This is a genomic window from Ruegeria arenilitoris (assembly GCF_013032445.1).
GTDB classification, from domain to species: domain Bacteria; phylum Pseudomonadota; class Alphaproteobacteria; order Rhodobacterales; family Rhodobacteraceae; genus Ruegeria; species Ruegeria arenilitoris_F.
In genome coordinates, this window is the sequence record NZ_WQCA01000008.1 from 187148 (window position 1) to 204938 (window position 17791).

The following is a 17791-nucleotide window of genomic DNA, read 5'->3' on the forward strand; positions in this document are numbered from 1 at the left end:
TGTGACTACGGTGCTGATCCTGACTGCACCGCCTGTCATCGCGCAGGAGGATGATGGCGGCGGCAGCATGCTTGAGCGGTTCCTTCAGGACACGCTGTCGGGCGATGACCAGAACGTCACCGTCAAGGGCCTACAGGGGGCGCTGAGCGCACGCGCCACTATTCAAGAGATCACCATCTCGGACGATGAAGGCGTCTGGCTGACCATCAAGGACGCTGAACTGGACTGGAACCGGTTGGCCCTGATCCGGGGGCGGTTCTCGGTAAACGCGTTGACCGCGCAGGAAATCGACATCGCCCGCACTCCTGGCACGACTACGAAAGAAGAGCCGCCCGCCTCGGCCGAAACGCAACCCTTTCAACTGCCCGAACTGCCTGTTTCCATTGAAATTGGTGAAATCCGGGTGGATGAGCTGTTGCTGGGTGAGCCTCTGATCGGAGTTTCAGCTGCCCTGTCCGTGACCGGCAACCTGTCGCTGGCCGATGGAGCGCTGGACACCAATCTGGACATCACTCGACTGGACCGGGCAGGTGACAGGATAAAGATTGCCGCCGGGTTCCAGAACTCATCGCGAGAAATCAATCTGGATTTAGATGTGAATGAGGCCGAAGGCGGCCTAATTTCCACCGCATTGAAAATCCCTGACAGCCCCCCGATTGGCTTTTCGGCCAAAGGCGCCGGGCCGCTAACAGATTTCACCGCCGACATTGTGCTGAGCAGTGACAAGCAGCCGCGCGTAACCGGTCAGGTCCAACTGCGCGCGGCAGAAAGCGGCGCAGCAGACGGCATCGCCTTTACCGCAGATCTTGGCGGTGACCTGACGCCCTTCATGGCCGAGGATCTGGACCCATTCTTTGGGCCGAGAACACGACTGTTCGTGGACGGACAAACCAAACCCGAAGGCGCGTTGGACATCCCCGATCTGGAGTTGACCACGCAGGCACTAGACCTGAAGGGTGAACTGCAACTGGCCGAAGGCGGCACCCTGCAGCTTGCGGCTTTGCAGGGCCGGATCACCCCGCCGGACGGAGATACCGTGGTGCTGCCGATTGCGGGTGGAGATACCTCGATCGAAGCCGCACAGATTTCTGCCCTGTTCGATCAGAAAAACGGCAACCTGTGGGATCTGAGCCTTACGGCAGACGCGTTTCAGTCACCGCAGGCGAAACTGGACAACGCCCGGATCACCGCTCAGGGCACATTGGAACAGGGTGAGGCGTTTTCAATCGCCGGTGATCTTCAGGCCATCGTTGACGGTATCGATCTGAACGATCAGGCATTGAACACCGCTTTAGGAGACCGCGTTACGCTGGACGGTCAGTTCGACTATGGCAGCGACCAATCCGTGAACCTCTCGGGATTCGAGTTGGTCGGGACCGACTATACATTGGCACTGGACGCGCTGATTGACGGGTTGGACAGCGGGTTGACGGTTGATGGATCAGCCACGCTCAGGGCGTCGGACCTGTCACGGTTTTCAGAGCTGGCGCAGATGGATCTGGGTGGTACAGCTACGGCGCGGGTCGAGGGCAAAGGCTCTCCTTTGGAGCGCAGCTTTGACGGCAAGGTAGTGGTCGAAGGCCGCGATCTGGTCACCGGACGCGACGATATCGACCCTGTCATCAAGGGCGAGACGACGATCACGCTGGATGCCAGCCGCGGCAGCGACGGCATCACCATCCGCGAGTTCGACCTGAACAGCCAAGCCGCACAAGCACAGGCCAGCGGTGACGTCACGACACCCGACGGAAACGTGACCATTGACGGGCAAGCCAGCGTAAACGCACCTGACCTGTCGGTTTTCTCTGGTCTGGCCAAACGCGAGCTCAGCGGCGCCCTGCAGGCTGAACTGGACGGCAAAGGTACGGTGCAGACGCTGGAATTCGACGGCACGGCCAACGTGACCGGGCAGGACATCAAGACCGGGATGGCCGAGATTGATCCGTTGCTGACCGGAAAAACCGCTATCACTTGGGACGGCGCGCGCACGACCGAACGGATCGAAATTCGCGAGGCGACAGTAAATGGTACCGCCCTGACCGCGCAGGTCGCCGCGACCGTTGATGACCCGACTGGCGATTTGGCAGTGGATGGAAACGCCCGCGTAAATGCCCCTGACCTTTCGTTGTTTTCGGGTCTGGCCAAACGCGATCTGGCTGGTTCGATTTCGGCAAACCTACAAGGTAATGCTGCCCTTGCCAGCAAAGCTTTTGACATTCAGGGCGACGTGGATGCGGACGACATTCAAACCGGCATAGAAATGGTCGACAAACTGATCCAGGGTCGCACAACCCTGGATGTCGATGCCGAAAAGGGCGAGGAAGGGGTGGATATTCGCACCTTCCGCCTGAAGGGCACTGCCCTGTCCGCCAGCGCGTCTGGCAAACTGGACCGTGAAGCCGGAGGGCTGGATTTCACTGCTCAGCTTGATGATCTGTCCCGTGTCCTGACCACAATGTCTGGCCCGCTGACATTGGATGGAAATGTCGCCCCAACCAGATTGGGGCTTGAGGGCACCATGCGGCTGAACGGGCCGGACAGCTCTTACGCATCACTGACAGGCACCGTCGATACCGATGGTTCGGCGGATGTGGATTTCGACGCCAAACTGAACAAGATCGAGCGTTTCGCGCCCGAATTTCCCGGCACCATCGCGGCAACCGGAAACGCCAAACGCAACAGCGGCGTCTGGACCATCGATGGCTCGGCCAATGGCCCTGCCGAAATCAGCAGTATTGTCAAAGGCACCTTTGACGAAAACAGCGGCGAAGCCGATCTGCAGGCGCAGGGCAGCGTAAATCTGGGTATTGCCAACCTGTTTATCTCGCCCAACAAGATCGACGGAACAGCCCGGCATAACTTGCGACTTAAGGGTAAGCCCGCACTGGAATCGCTCAGCGGCTCTATCACCACATCCGGCACGTCGTTTGCGATCCCCGATATCGGGCAGACAGTCACCGGCATCAGCGGATCGGTCGAGTTGGCACAAAGCCGGGCTACGATCTCGCTGAATGGTGGTATGCGCGCGGGCGGTAATTTTACTGTCTCGGGTCCCGTGGATTTGACGCCGCCGCTCAACGCGAACATCGTCACACGCCTCAACCAGCTCGTGCTCACCGACAAGCTGCTTTATGAAACCACGCTAGACGGTGAGATCGCCATAACCGGGGCGTTGGCGGGTAGCAGCACCATTTCCGGTCAGATTACGTTCGAAGAGACCAACATCAACCTCGCAGCCGCGACCGGTGCAGTCGGAGCTGCTCCGATCCCCGAAATCCAGCATATCAACGAGAGCCAGGCAGGTTTTATCACCCGTGAAAGAGCACGGCTGGTTGTGGAAGAGAATGCAACCCAAAGCGACTCACGCATCGCTTTGGACATTAGCTTGCTGGCCCCCAAAGCGGTTTTCGTGCGTGGACGCGGCGTGAATGCCGAACTGGGGGGGAGCCTGTTCATCCGTGGTACAACAAACTCGGTCGTACCATCCGGGCAAATTCAGCTGATCCGAGGTAATTTCGACATTCTGGGCCGCAGGCTGGCGCTGACCAAGGGAATCGTCACGCTGCAGGGGGATTTGAAACCGTATATTGAGTTCGCCTCATCGACCAGCACCTCTGAAGGCACCGCCACAATCGAAATCGCCGGTCCGCTGGATGCGCCCGAAGTCGATGTCTATTCAGACCCCGAGCGCCCTGCCGAAGAGGCGCTGGCAATGCTGTTGTTCGGCAACCGTTTCTCGGAACTGTCGCCGTTCGTCGTCGCGCAAATGGCGGCTTCGCTTGCCCAGCTCAGCGGTGCCGGGGGAGATGCGACAAAAGGTGTCCGTGAAGCAACTGGCCTGGATACAATCGACGTCGGAACAGCAGAAGGTGGAGGCGGAGTATTGGGTGGCGGCGCTTACCTCAGCGACAACCTTTACACTGACTTCAGCGTCAACACTGAGGGCGACACCGAAGTGAACCTGAATCTGGACGTTACCGAAAGCTTCACCGTGCGCGGCACTGTGGACGGGCGCGGTGAAACCGGGCTTGGTGTGTTCTTCCAGCGGGATTATTAACTGTTCCGCCGGATACCAATTGGTTGTCCAACCTGTGGAGCGGCAAGCAGCTTGGCGTGATCCCCGACCATGCGGACCAGCCGGGCAGCCGCCCAATCCGGGTAGGGCTCTGACCGGCCGGTAGTGTGGCTGACATTCATGAACAGCGCTTCCTGCGTGGCGCAGACAGCATCGTCTTTTTCTGACAGCATCTGCGCAAAATAGTGGCCGCGTTTTTGGTCTGAATCCAGCATCCGAAAGCGAAAATAGAACGGCTCGTCCGGCCGAACCTCGCGCAGGAAATTCATATGGGATTGAAGGACATACGGTCCCTGCCCCAGCGCCTTGACCTGCACCTCGCCCAGCCCAAGGTGATCGACCATCAGCTTTTCCAGCGCCATATCGAAGGCCACGCTGTAAAAACCCACGTTCATGTGGCCGTTATAGTCGACCCAGTCTGGCAGAACCGAGAACCCCCGGATTTCAACCGGCGCGTCATAAGGGCCGTCATGTCCGCTGAGAGGCCTATTCATCTCCGTCCTCCTCAAAGATCGCAACAGCCCGTACAAAACCTGCCGAGGCCCCTTTGATCTTGAACGGAAAGCAAGAGATTTCAAACCCGGTGGGCGGCAGGTCTTCGAGGTTGGTCAGCTTTTCGATATGGCAATAGCCGATCTCGATCGAGGCGCGATGACCTTCCCAGATGATCGAGGCGTCCTTGGTCTCGGCATATTCCTGTGCGGTCAGGGGAAAAGGCGCGTCCCAGCTCCAGGCATCCGTACCGGTCACGCGCACGCCGCGTTCGGTCAGATACAAGGTCGCCTCGCGCCCTATGCCGCAGCCCTTCATCAGATAATCCGGTTGGCCGTACCGCGTACCCGCCGATGTGTTTACGATCACGATGTCCAAAGGCTGTAGGTCATGCCCGATCCGTTTTAGCTCGGCCTCGACATCAGCCGCTGTCGCCACATAGCCATCGTCAAAATGGCGGAAATCCAGTTTCACGCCGGGGTTCATGCACCATTCCAGCGGCACCTCGTCGATGGTGATCGCCCGTTCGCCGTTATTCATGGTTGAATGATGGTGATACGGCGCATCCAGATGAGTGCCGTTATGGGTGGCAAGCCGCAGCCGCTCAATGGCCCAACCCTCGCCGCCCGGCAGGTCGTCTTTCTGCAGTCCTGGGAAAAACGCCATGACCTGTTCAGCGGTCTGATCGTGGGTCAGATACTCGATCTCGGGCAGCATGATCGGCGGGTCGGAGACAATTCCGGTTTCCAGCGGCACGGACAGATCGACAAAACGGCGGGCCATATGCTCCTCCATCACCAAGGTGATGACAGGTTTGGCCGCAAGCAACACTCTGTCAAGGAAAGAAAAAAGGCGACCCAAGGGGCCGCCTTTTCACATTTATAAATGGTGGTCTTATTCCGCCGCGATGGCGTCTTCGATCTTTTCGACCCGGATCGCCGAGAACTTGAACTCGGGGATTTTGCCATAAGGGTCGACGGCCGAGTTGGTCAGGATGTTCGCCGCCGCCTCGACATAAGCAAACGGGATGAACACCATATCCTCGGCAATCGCCCGGTCGGCCCGCGCCATGATCTCGATCGAGCCACGACGGGTGGTCAGACGGATCATCTCGCCCGGCTCAATCCCCATCAGTTTCAGCGTACGGGGGTTCAGCGAACAGTTCGCCTCGGGCTCCACCGCATCCAGAACGTTGGACCGGCGGGTCATCGATCCGGTGTGCCAATGCTCCAACTGACGGCCGGTGGTGGCGATCATCGGATATTCCTCATCCGGAGCCTCATCCGGCGGAATGACGCTGGCCGGGGTGAACCGTGCCTTGCCGTCCGCGCGCGGGAAACCGTCACCGAACACAATCGCCTGCCCCGGGTCTGTCTCGGACAGCGACGGATAGGTGATGGTCTCGGTCTCCAGCCGCTCCCACGTGATGTTGTTGAGCGAGTTCATCGTCAACTTCATCTCGGCAAAGACCTGTGACACATCGGTGTAATCCCAGTTCAGGCCGATGCGCTGCGCCAGTTCGACGGTGATCTTCCAATCCTCACGCGCCTCACCCGGAGGGGTCACAGCCGGACGCACACGCTGTACCTGACGGTTGGTGTTCGACACGGTGCCGTTCTTCTCATACAGCGCCGAGGCAGGCAGGATGATGTCGGCATAGTTCGCCGTCTCGGTCAGGAAGATGTCCTGCACGATCATCAGGTCCAGCTTGGCCAGCGCGTCGCGTGCATGGTTCACATCGGGGTCGGACATGGCCGGGTTTTCACCCATGATGTACATACCCTTGATGTTGCCCGCATAAGCCTGATCGATGATCTCGGTCACTGTCAGACCCTTCTCGTTCGAGAAGTCGTCCGAGTTCCAGACATCGTTGAACTTGGCGCGAATGCCATCGTCGGTCACAGTCTGGTAGTCCGGCAGGAACATCGGGATCAGACCGGCGTCCGAGGCACCCTGCACGTTGTTCTGACCGCGCAGCGGGTGCAGACCCGCGCCAGGTTTACCAACGTTGCCGGTCATCAGAGCCAGCGAGATCAGGCAGCGCGAGTTGTCGGTGCCGTGAATGTGCTGGCTGACGCCCATGCCCCAGAAGATCAGACCAGCCTTGGCCTGCGCAAAGGTACGCGCGACGCGGCGCAACTGATCCGGTTCGATGCCACAGATCGGCGACATTGCCTCGGGCGTGAACTGGCGTAGGTGCTCTTTCTCGGCCTCCCAGTTCTCGGTCCAGCGGTGAATGTACTGGCTGTCATAGAGCTCTTCTTCGACGATCACGTTCATGATCGCGTTGAGCATCGAGACATCGGCACCCGGACGGAACTGCAGCATCTCATCCGCAAACTTGCGCATCCCAACGCCGCGCGGATCCATCACGATCAGCTTGCCGCCGCGCTTGGCGAACTGCTTGAAATAAGTCGCCGCAACCGGGTGGTTCTCGATCGGGTTCGAGCCGATGATGATCGCCACGTCCGCGTTTTCGATCTCGTTGAAGGTCGCGGTCACAGCGCCCGATCCCACGTTCTCGATCAGAGCAGCAACGGACGACGCGTGGCACAGACGGGTGCAGTGGTCGACGTTGTTGTGCCTAAAGCCCTGACGGATGAACTTCTGGAACAGATACGCTTCTTCGTTGGTGCACTTGGCCGAACCAAAGCCTGCAACGCTGCGCGGATCTTCTTCGCGCAGGGTTTTCAGCTTGGTGGCGGCCAGATCCATCGCCTCTTCCCACGTCGCTTCGCGGAAATGGGTCGACAGGTTGCCCGGATCGACGTTCAGGCCCTTGGCAGGCGCATCCTCGCGCCGGATCAGCGGTTTGGTCAAACGGTGTGGGTGATGGATATAGTCAAAACCGAACCGGCCTTTGACGCACAGACGGCCTTCGTTTGCGGGGCCATTGATGCCCTCGACATATTTGACCTTGCCGTCCTTGACCTTCAGCGAGACTTTACAGCCCACACCGCAGAACGGGCAGACGCTTTCGGTCTCAGAATCGTAGTCCTTGCTGTCGCCCTTCTGCTGATCGTCCAGCACGGTGGCAGGCATCAGGGCACCGGTCGGGCAGGCCTGAACGCATTCGCCACAGGCGACACAGGTTGAGTCACCCATCGGGTCGTTCTGATCGAACACCACCTGCGCAGTATGGCCACGACCGGCCATGCCGATCACGTCATTCACCTGCACTTCACGGCAAGCACGGACGCACAGGTTGCAGTTGATGCATGCATCCAGGTTGACGCGCATCGCAACGTGGCTGTCATCCAGTAGCGGGATTTTCTCGACCTCTTTCGCCGGGAAACGGCTGTCGCTGACATCGTTCAGCTTGGCCATATCCCAGAAGTGGCTGGAGGTGTCGTGCGCCTCTTCGGGCTGATCAGCAACCAACAGTTCCATGACCATGGCGCGCGATTTCTCGGCACGGTCACTGTCGGTCTTGACGACCATACCGTCCGCCGCGGGACGAATGCACGAGGCGACCAGCGTGCGCTCGCCTTCCACCTCAACCATACAGGCGCGGCAATTGCCGTCGGGGCGATAGCCCGGCTGCGGCTTGTGGCACAGGTGCGGAATGGTGAACCCCTGCCCCTTGGCGGCTTCCCAGATGGTCCAGCCCTCGGGCACGGTGACATCTTCGCCGTTCAGGTTGAAGGTGACGGTCTTGTTTGGGCTTGCATCAAGCATGGCTCTGTCTCCCTCAGATTTCGTCAGCGAAATGTTTTATGACAAGGCGGATCGGGTTCGGAGCAGCCTGCCCCAGACCGCAGATCGAGGCGTCGCCCATGACCTGACACAGATCTTCCAGCAGATCAGTGTCCCACTTGTCGGCCTGCATCAGCTTCACCGCCTTTTCGCAGCCCGCCCGGCATGGCGTACACTGGCCGCAGCTTTCATCCTCGAAGAAGCGCAGCATGTTCAGTGCCGCATCGCGGGCAGTATCCTGATCGGACAGAACCACAACCGCGGCAGAGCCGATGAAAGTTCCATGCGGTTGCAAGGTGTCGAAGTCCAGCGGGATATCATCCATCGACGCGGGCAGCAGGCCCGAGGACGGGCCACCCGGTTGATAGGCCTTGAAGGTCTGGCCTTCGGCCATACCACCAGCGGCCTCAATCACATCCAGAATGGTCGAACCGGCGGGCAACAGATATACACCCGGCTTCGCAACTCGGCCCGAGACCGAATAGCTGCGCAGGCCCTTACGACCGTTCTTTTCAGTGCTGTTCAGGCACTCTGGCCCCTCGCGGCAAACTTTAGTGACCCAATACAGCGTCTCGACATTGTGCACCAAGGTCGGACGGTTAAAGACCCCAACCTGCGCCACGAACGGAGGACGGTGACGCGGCAGGCCTTTCTTGCCTTCGATCGACTCGATCATCGCGGATTCTTCACCGCAGATGTAAGCACCAGCACCCCGGCGCAAGTCGATGTAACCCGGCTCAACAATCCCGGCCTCTTCCAGCGCGGCGATCTCGCGGCGCAGAATCTCCAGAACCGCCGGGTATTCGTCACGCATGTAGATAAAGCAGGTCTCGGCCTCGACAGCCCAGCCCGCGATCAACATGCCTTCGAGGAACACATGCGGCGTGCGCTCCAGATAGTAACGGTCTTTGAATGTGCCGGGCTCGCCTTCATCCCCGTTCACGGCCAGATAGCGCGGACCTTCGTTCATACGAACAAAGCCCCATTTCTTGCCGGACGGGAAGCCAGCACCACCCAGACCGCGCAGGCCCGAGGACAGAACGTCTTCCTGAACCTTCTCCCAATCACCGCTTTCGCGCAGCTCTTTCAGCTTGGCGTAACCGCCATTTGCCTCATAAGCGGCAAAGGCTTCGTAGTCGGGCAGATGGGCGTGGGTGTCATTGGCAGCAATCGCGGCCTGCACCATTTCGGGGGTCGCATGGTCGATATGGTTGTGACCAATCTCAAGCACAGGAGAGGTATCGCAGCGGCCCATGCACGGCGCGCGAACAACACGAACCTCAGCAGGGTCCAAACCATCTTCCAGCGCTTTTTGCAGCTGCTGGGCACCGGCCATTTCACAGGACAGAGAATCACAAACCCGGATAGTCAACGCCGGAGGAGGCGTCTCGCCTTCTTTCACCACATCGAAATGTGCGTAGAAGGTTGCGGTTTCGTAAATCTCAGCCTGACCGATCCGCATCTCGACCGCCAGCGCGGCGATGTGATCAGCGCTGATATGGCCGTGTTCGTCCTGAATCAAATGCAGGAATTCGATCAGCAGATCGCGGCGGCGCGGGCGGTCGCCCAGCAGGCGATGAATCTCAGCCTGCGCTTCGTCCGTGAACTGACGGCCTTTGGGCGTGTGCCGCCCTTTGCCTTTACCTGACTTCCAGACGCCCTTTGGCGCGCCTGATGGCTTGGTGTCTAATGGTGCCATGATGCCCTCCGATTGAGGCTCCGTGTCTCATCAGAATAACATATCGTCAAATCGCTTATCGCAATCGCACGATAACGACACCTTATCACCGCAAAGACGTCACCACCGCCCGCAACGCCTCGACCGTGGGCAGTTCCGGATCACGGGATAGGGTCGCCAGACAAATCGGTTTACTGACAACGGGATCGACCAGTGGCAGCACCTTTGTTCCCTTCAAATCACCCAGCGCGCGGACCAAAACGCGCGGAACCACGGTGGCCGCCAGCCCTTCGCGCGCCATGACCATTGAGGCAGTGAAACCGCTGGTTTCTGCAACAACCTGCGGGTGCAGTCCCTGGTCTGCAAAAATCCGTTCCAAAATGCGCCGGTTTTGCATCTGTGGCTCTAACAGGCTGAGCGGGAATTCGGCCACCTGCGCCCATGGGATCGGGCCGGTCTCATTGGTCATGTGCGACGGGACCAGCAGCACATAGGTCTCTTCGTACAAAGGCTGCACCTGCCGCAGATCGGTGCCGATACTGTCGCCATAGGTGATACCCGCATCCAGACTGCCTTCGTCCAACCGGTGCTGGATCGCGGTGGCCGACATGGTTTCAATCCGTGTGACAATGCGAGGGTGCGCTTGCCGAAGGCGTTTGGTCAGACGCCCGGTGAACGCAATCGCCGTTGGAATCACGCCCAGTATCAGCGTGCCGATGATCTCGCCCTTGATGGCCAGCACCTGTTGTTCCAGCGCCTTGGCATCATCGAGGATACGCCGCGCCCGCTGGACGATCATTTCACCCTCTTCTGTAAGACCTTGAAACCGATTGGCACGGCGGACAATGGAAACACCCAGCCGATCCTCGAGGTTGCGGATGCGCATAGAGAACGCAGGCTGCGAAATCCCGCATTCCTCAGCCGCCTTGGCAAAGTGCCGATGCCGCGCCAACGCGCTGAGCAGTTGAAGGTCGCGGATTTCGATCATTTGGGGCCTCGGGGCTGCGGATAAGACAGGATAACCTGCTCATCCCGCAGGAAAAGCCCCAAACAATCAGGTATTAAACAAGAAGTGCATCACATCGCCGTCCTTGACGATGTAGCCCTTGCCCTCAGCCCGCATCTTGCCCGCCTCTTTGGCACCCTGTTCACCATTGGCGGATACATAGTCGTCATAAGCGATGGTTTCGGCGCGGATGAAGCCTTTTTCGAAATCACCGTGGATCACGCCAGCCGCCTGCGGCGCGGCGGTACCCGTACGGATGGTCCAAGCACGGGCCTCTTTCGGGCCAACGGTGAAATAGGTTTCCAACTTGAGCAGGTCATAACCGGCGCGGATCAGGCGGTCGAGGCCGGGTTCTTCCAGACCCATTTCCTCAAGGAACATCTGTGCCTCTTCGTCTTCAAGCAGGCTAATCTCTTCTTCGATCTTGGCGCTGATGATGACATGCGCATTGCCTTGCGCTGCGGCCATCTCGGCAACCTTGGCTGAATATTCGTTGCCCTCGGCGGCTTCTTCCTCGGACACGTTGCAGACATAGAGCACCGGCTTGGTGGTCAGCAGTTGCAGCATCTTCCACGCTTTCGCATCCTCATCGGACACGTCAACCAGACGCGCGGGTTTGCCATTTTCCAGCATCGCTTGCGCTTCGGCCAGCAGGCGATCCTGCTGCTGGGCTTCCTTGTCGTTGCCCTTCAGCTTGCGCACCAGATTGGCGCGGCGCTTTTCGATGCTTTCCAGATCGGCCAGCATCAGTTCGGTTTCGATGGTGTCGGCATCAGCCACCGGATCGACACGGCCATCCACATGGGTCACGTCGCCATCTTCGAAACAGCGCAGCACATGGGCGATGGCGTCGGTCTCGCGAATGTTGGCCAGAAACTGGTTGCCCAGCCCCTCACCTTTCGAAGCCCCCTTCACCAGACCGGCGATATCCACGAAGGTCATCCGCGTGGGGATGATCTGTTTCGAACTGGCAATTGCCGCCAGTTTGTCCAGGCGATCATCAGGAACGGCAACATCGCCCACGTTGGGTTCAATCGTGCAGAACGGGAAATTCGCCGCCTGCGCGGCTGCGGTCTTGGTCAACGCATTGAAGAGGGTCGACTTGCCCACGTTCGGCAAACCCACGATTCCCATTTTAAAGCCCATGACGGTCTCCTGATGTCATTCGAGGGGTGCTTCTATGCAGGTCCGGGTCAATGCGCAAGTCAGACCGCGTCAAGCCCGGCCAAGTCCAAATTGCAACATCACGGAAATGTTCACCCCTTGCCAGCTTGCCCGAATTCGAAACACCACTCTAAGATCGGCAAATAGAACGATGCGAACAAACAATAAGTGAATAGTAGGTATGAAGAGTCTTATTACAGCATTTGCGCTGCTGCTGGCCACCCAGACAGCGCAAGCCCAATCCCTTGTATTTGGCGCCGGGTACTCAGATTTCTCCGACAGCGCAGCAGATGACGAAGCCGTATTCGCGCTCGAATACCAGCACCGCCCGTTTTACGAAGCAACACGCTTTTCCGCCACGTGGGGCGGTGCCCTGACCGTGGATACGGCAAGCGACGTTCATATCGGCATCGGCTTGATCGGCTTCTACACCTTCGCCGACCGCTGGTTTGTCGAAGGTAGTGTCATGCCGGGATACTTTTCCGAAGGTGACGACCTGAACGATCTTGGCGGCGAATTCCAGATCCGGAGCCTTTTGGGTGTGGGGTACACTCTGGAAAGTGGTAACAAGATATCCTTTGCCATCACCCACAAGTCCAACGCCAGCACGCATGACGATAACCCCGGCGTCAACTCGGCCCTGCTGCGATACCACTACCAGTTTTGAGGCAATCTGACCCGGCGGGATTGATTTCCGGGCAAAGTTTCTGCACATCAGGTTCAACTCTGAATGCAAGGACTGCAGATGACCCGTATTGACGCCAAGTTCGCCGCCCTGAAGGCCGAAGGGAAAAAGGCCTTTGTCGCATATATCATGGCAGGCGACCCCGATTTCGACACGTCGCTTGAGATTGTGAAAGGCCTGCCCGGAGCCGGAGTCGACGTGATCGAACTGGGTCTGCCCTTTACCGATCCCATGGCGGATGGCCCGACCATTCAGGCCGCGGGTCAACGGGCGCTGGACGGGGGCATGACCCTGCAGCGCACGCTGGATCTGGCGCGTGCGTTCCGCGAAACCGACGACACGACGCCCATTGTGCTGATGGGCTACTACAACCCAATCTACAGCCGGGGCGTGGACAAGTTTCTGGCTGATGCCCAAGCCGCGGGTATCGACGGCCTGATCGTCGTGGACCTGCCGCCGGAAGAAGACGAAGAGCTGTGCCTGCCCGCTCAGGCGGCCGGTCTGAACTTCATCCGTCTGGCGACCCCAACCACCGACGACAAACGCCTGCCCCGCGTGCTGCAGAACACTTCGGGCTTTGTGTATTATGTCTCGATCACCGGCATCACCGGCGCGGCCGAGGCGCAGGCCACGAATGTCGGCCCGGAAGTCGCCCGGATCAAATCCGCAACTGACCTGCCGGTGATCGTGGGCTTTGGCATCAATACGCCCGAGAAATCCAAAGGCATCGCCAGCGTCGCCGATGGTGCCGTGGTCGGTTCGGCCATTGTCAGCCAGATCGCGGAGGGCAAACCCGTGGCCGAGGTTTTGGACTTTGTGAAAACGCTGGCTGACGGCGCGCATTCTGCCTGATCGTTCAGCGCGCTATCCATCCAAAAAAACCGCAGCAAGCGACTGGCCTGCTGCGGTTTTTTCTTGTTCGCAACCAATTGCGCCAACCCGATTGCCCCAGTAGAAATATCTGACCACTCAACCAAAGGCACGGCCCCATGCCCGTAATCACCACTATCGAAGACCTGCGACGCATCTATGAACGCCGGGTGCCGCGGATGTTCTACGACTATGCCGAAAGCGGCAGTTGGACCGAACAGACCTTCCGCGACAACAGCTCGGATTTCTCGGATATCCGCCTGCGCCAGCGTGTTGCGGTGGACATGGACGGGCGCTCGACTGCTTCGCAGATGATCGGAGAGGACGTCGCGATGCCGGTCGCGTTGGCCCCGGTCGGGCTGACGGGCATGCAGCACGCGGATGGAGAGATGAAGGCCGCCAAAGCTGCCGAAGAGTTTGGGGTGCCCTTTACCCTGTCGACCATGTCGATCAACTCGATCGAGGATGTGGCCGAGCACACCACGAAGCCCTTCTGGTTTCAGCTTTATACGATGAAGGATCAGGACTATGTCAGCCGGCTGATCCAACGCGCCAAGGATGCAAAATGTTCGGCCCTTGTGATCACGCTGGACCTGCAGATTCTGGGCCAACGCCACAAGGACCTGAAAAACGGCCTGTCCGCACCTCCAAAACTGACGGCAAAAACCATCGCAAACCTTGCGACCAAATGGGCGTGGGGCATCGAAATGCTGAGCGCAAAGCGCCGCGAATTCGGAAACATCGTTGGTCATGTCGAGGGCATCTCGGACGCTTCCTCTCTGGGCGCGTGGACTGCTGAGCAATTTGATCCCAGCCTCGACTGGAGCAAGGTCGAAAAGCTGATGGAACAATGGGGCGGCAAGGTCATCCTCAAAGGCATTCTGGATGTCGAAGACGCCAAGATGGCCGCAAAGCTGGGGGCTGATGCCATCGTCGTGTCGAACCATGGCGGGCGGCAGTTGGACGGTGCGCTTAGCTCGATCCGTATGCTGCCGCAGATCATGGACGCGGTCGGCGGGGATATCGAGGTTCATCTGGATAGCGGCATCCGGTCTGGTCAGGACATTCTGAAAGCCGTCGCTCTCGGGGCCAAAGGCACCTATATCGGCCGCGCTTTTGTCTATGGGCTGGGTGCGATGGGGCAGAAAGGTGTCACAACGGCGCTGGAAGTCATCCAGAAGGAACTGGACACCACGATGGCCCTGTGCGGCGAGCGCAACGTTGGCGATCTGGGACGGCACAATCTGCTTATCCCCGCAGATTTCGGTGGCCGCTGGCAGGAGTGATTTGACCTTTGAAATAAAAGGTCAAAAAACCCTTTCCAAACCCAATGAATCAAGCTAAGGACGCGGCTTCACGCGGGCATACAGCCTTGGAGGATGCCCGCCCTAACATTTGGAGATATATCATGGCTGGTGAGATTCCTGATCTCGTAGCTCTGGAACGGACGGGGACAGGCAAGGGCGCCGCTCGTCAAGCACGCCGCGACGGCATGGTTCCGGGCATTGTTTTTGGTGGTGACAAAGAGCCGCTGCCGATCCAGATCCCGTTCAACGTCCTGTTCAAGAGCCTGAAAGCAGGCCGGTTCAAGTCCACCCTGTGGAACCTGAAGGTCGAAGGCCACGAAGACGTTCGCGTCATCTGCCGCGACGTTCAGCGTGACGTCGTCAAAGACCTGCCGACCCACCTGGACCTGATGCGCCTGCGCCGGACCACCAAGATCGCGCTGTACATCCCGGTTGAGTTCATCAACGAAGAAGAAGCACCCGGCATCAAGAAGGGCGGCGTTCTGACCGTTGTTCGTCCGGAAGTCGAACTGATGTGCACCGCCGGTGACATTCCTGAGAAGATCACTGTTGATCTGACCGGTCTGAACATCAACGACGTTGTGACCATCTCGTCCGTTGATCTGCCCACAGGCACTAAACCGACCATCGACCGCGATTTCGTGATCGCGAACATCTCGGCACCGACCGGCCTGTCGTCCAGCGACGATGAGGAAGGTGAAGAAGTGGCCGCAGACGAAGTTGAAGTCGTCGGCCAGGAAGAAGCAGAAGAATAAGTCCGGACCCAACTATCCGGATATTGAGACGGGGCCTCTAGCAGGCCCCGTTTTCTTTTGACACCTAGGCTGGAAAACGGGTGGCATTCCGTGCCATCAACCACGTGCATCGCACAAGGACGAGACTATGAAACTGTTTGTCGGATTGGGGAACCCGGGATCGAAATACGCCCGCAACCGGCACAATATCGGCTTCATGGCCGTGGACCGGATCGCTGAAGATCACGGTTTCGGCCCATGGAAATCCAAGTTTCAATCCGAGATTGCCGAGGGGCGTCTAGGCCGCGAGAAGGTCCTGCTGATCAAGCCGCAGACCTTCATGAACCGCTCTGGTCAGTCGGTGGGCGAAGCGATGCGGTTCTACAAACTGGATTCGACCGATGTAACCGTCTTTCATGACGAGTTGGACCTTGCCCCCGGTAAAGTACGCGTCAAGGCGGGTGGTGGTCATGCTGGCCACAACGGATTGCGATCAATCCACGAACATATCAGCCCCGCCTATGACCGGGTGCGGCTGGGTATCGGGCATCCGGGACGGAAAGAGCTAGTTTCGCCGTATGTCCTGAGCGATTTTGCCAAAGCCGATGCCGACTGGCTTGATGAAGTTCTACGCGGTGTGTCAGGCGGCGCTGGATTTCTGGCCGATAGGGAAAGCGGCAAGTTCATGAATGCGGTCGCTCTGCGCACCGCGCCGCCGCGATCTTCGAAATCTCCGGCCAAAGAAACGACACCCGCTGCCGCTCCTGCACCGGAACCCGAGGTCGATGAACGCTCGGCCATGCAAAAGCTGCTGGACAAGTTCAAGTAAGGCTGCTGACCTTGCCGTAACGTCCCAATTGCGGAACTGCGTCGGACGGGTTCCAATGTTGCGGGGATACGGGAGGCGATAGATGAAAGCTCTGTTGAAGTGGGTGCTGCGCATCCTGCTTATGTTGGTGCTGGCCGCAGTTGTCGTAGGTTTTTGGAAACGCGAAGAGATTCAACGGCTGATGGCTGTGAACTCTTTGTTTTCCGAAGAGAAGATCGTCCACAATTTCTCTCACATGAATGAGGCGTTCCTGACGACCGATCTTCCGCGCGGCAACAGGCCAACATGGGAACTGCCCTATGGCCCTGGCTTTGATTTGCCCGAAGGGACGGATCAATGGATCGAGGATCGGGCCGTAACCTCTCTGCTGGTGATGCAGGACGGACAAATCCGGTTCGAAGAGTACTATCTGGGCACCGCCCCCGAGGATCGCCGAATCTCATGGTCGGTTGCAAAAAGCTATCTCTCAGCCCTGTTCGGTATTCTGCTGGCCGAAGGTGCCATCGACTCGCTGGATGATCCGGTAGTGAAATACGCGCCCAAGCTGAAGGGCAGCGCCTATGACAGCGCGACAATCCGCAATGTGCTAAACATGGCCAGTGGCGTTACCTTTGACGAGGACTATTTCGACCCCAACTCAGACATTAATCGGATGGGCCGCGTGGTGGCATTGGGCGGAGAGTTGGATGACTTCGCGGCTTCGCTACAGGACACTTTCGCTACCCCGGGCGAGACCTGGCAGTACGTCTCGATCGACACCCACGTCATCGGCATGGTGATCCGTGGCGCAACCGGGCGCAGTGTGACCGAGTTGTTGACCGAAAAGATCATTCAGCCGCTGGGTTTGGAGTATGATGGCTACTACGTGACCGATGGTGCCGGGGTTGCCTTTGTGCTGGGTGGGTTGAACTTCACAACACGCGATTTCGCCCGCTTTGGTCAGATGATCCTGCAAAACGGAGAGATTGATGGTCAACAATTGGTGCCTGCAGACTGGATTGCTGAATCCGTCCTGCCCAACGCGCCGACCGAGACGGGCAAAATCGGGTACGGCTATCAATGGTGGATTCCGGTCGGAGCGCATGAGGGTGAGTTCCTCGCACGTGGCGTTTATGGTCAGTACATCTATTTCGACCAGCCGCGTGGGGTTCTGATCGTGACAACCGGGGCGGATCGGAAATTCCGCGATGACGGCGTGAACGAAGCAAACATAGAAATGTTCCGCAAGATCGCCCAAAGCCTGTAAGGTAGGCCT

The 17791-nt window shown here is 58.7% G+C and carries 13 protein-coding genes; 7 read left to right on the plus strand and 6 right to left on the minus strand.

Features of this window, described 5'->3' with window-relative positions; all coding sequences use genetic code 11:
• The first annotated feature begins 1 nt into the window (after position 1).
• A complete protein-coding gene (locus GOW98_RS13565) occupies positions 2-4057 on the plus strand; it encodes a translocation/assembly module TamB domain-containing protein (RefSeq protein ID WP_367646845.1) in 4056 nt (1351 codons plus the stop codon).
• Here the strand turns inward: GOW98_RS13565 and GOW98_RS13570 are convergent.
• The 6 genes from GOW98_RS13570 to ychF form a co-directional block, all read right to left on the minus strand.
• On the minus strand, positions 4054-4569 hold the full coding sequence (locus GOW98_RS13570) for a thioesterase family protein (RefSeq protein ID WP_170332869.1): 516 nt from the start codon (positions 4567-4569) through the stop codon (positions 4054-4056). The genes GOW98_RS13565 and GOW98_RS13570 overlap by 4 nt on opposite strands.
• Positions 4562-5350: a cyclase family protein gene (locus GOW98_RS13575; protein WP_170332870.1), complete on the minus strand. Its 789-nt coding sequence runs from the start codon at positions 5348-5350 to the stop codon at positions 4562-4564. The genes GOW98_RS13570 and GOW98_RS13575 overlap by 8 nt, the downstream gene beginning before the upstream one ends.
• A 111-nt stretch (positions 5351-5461) precedes the next feature.
• Positions 5462-8245 (minus strand): formate dehydrogenase subunit alpha, encoded by a 2784-nt coding sequence (gene fdhF, locus GOW98_RS13580; protein ID WP_170332872.1) that lies wholly within the window; start codon positions 8243-8245, stop codon positions 5462-5464.
• A 13-nt stretch (positions 8246-8258) separates the two neighbouring features.
• Positions 8259-9962 carry an NAD(P)H-dependent oxidoreductase subunit E gene (locus tag GOW98_RS13585; RefSeq protein WP_170332874.1) on the minus strand — a complete coding sequence of 568 codons (1704 nt, stop codon included), beginning with the start codon at positions 9960-9962 and terminating at the stop codon, positions 8259-8261.
• Between the two features lie 85 nt (positions 9963-10047).
• Positions 10048-10929 carry a LysR family transcriptional regulator gene (locus GOW98_RS13590; RefSeq protein ID WP_170332876.1) on the minus strand — a complete coding sequence of 294 codons (882 nt, stop codon included), beginning with the start codon at positions 10927-10929 and terminating at the stop codon, positions 10048-10050.
• 66 nt (positions 10930-10995) lie between these two features.
• On the minus strand, positions 10996-12093 hold the full coding sequence (gene ychF / locus GOW98_RS13595; protein ID WP_170332878.1) for a redox-regulated ATPase YchF: 1098 nt from the start codon (positions 12091-12093) through the stop codon (positions 10996-10998).
• Positions 12094-12292: 199 nt separating this feature from the next.
• Between ychF and GOW98_RS13600 the strand changes: the two genes are divergently transcribed.
• The 6 genes from GOW98_RS13600 (at position 12293) to GOW98_RS13625 (ending at position 17782) form a co-directional block, all read left to right on the plus strand.
• A complete protein-coding gene (locus GOW98_RS13600; protein WP_170332880.1) occupies positions 12293-12778 on the plus strand; it encodes an acyloxyacyl hydrolase in 486 nt (161 codons plus the stop codon).
• 78 nt (positions 12779-12856) lie between these two features.
• Positions 12857-13648: a tryptophan synthase subunit alpha gene (gene trpA, locus GOW98_RS13605; protein WP_170332882.1), complete on the plus strand. Its 792-nt coding sequence runs from the start codon at positions 12857-12859 to the stop codon at positions 13646-13648.
• Between the two features lie 137 nt (positions 13649-13785).
• The gene (locus GOW98_RS13610) at positions 13786-14952 is read left to right on the plus strand and encodes an alpha-hydroxy acid oxidase (protein WP_170332883.1); all 1167 of its coding nucleotides are present in this window, start codon (positions 13786-13788) and stop codon (positions 14950-14952) included.
• A gap of 122 nt (positions 14953-15074) precedes the next feature.
• Positions 15075-15728: a 50S ribosomal protein L25/general stress protein Ctc gene (locus tag GOW98_RS13615; protein WP_170332885.1), complete on the plus strand. Its 654-nt coding sequence runs from the start codon at positions 15075-15077 to the stop codon at positions 15726-15728.
• A 127-nt stretch (positions 15729-15855) separates the two neighbouring features.
• On the plus strand, positions 15856-16536 hold the full coding sequence (pth, locus tag GOW98_RS13620) for an aminoacyl-tRNA hydrolase (RefSeq protein WP_170332887.1): 681 nt from the start codon (positions 15856-15858) through the stop codon (positions 16534-16536).
• 82 nt (positions 16537-16618) lie between these two features.
• A complete protein-coding gene (locus tag GOW98_RS13625) occupies positions 16619-17782 on the plus strand; it encodes a serine hydrolase domain-containing protein (RefSeq protein ID WP_170332890.1) in 1164 nt (387 codons plus the stop codon).
• The last annotated feature ends 9 nt before the right edge of the window (positions 17783-17791 follow it).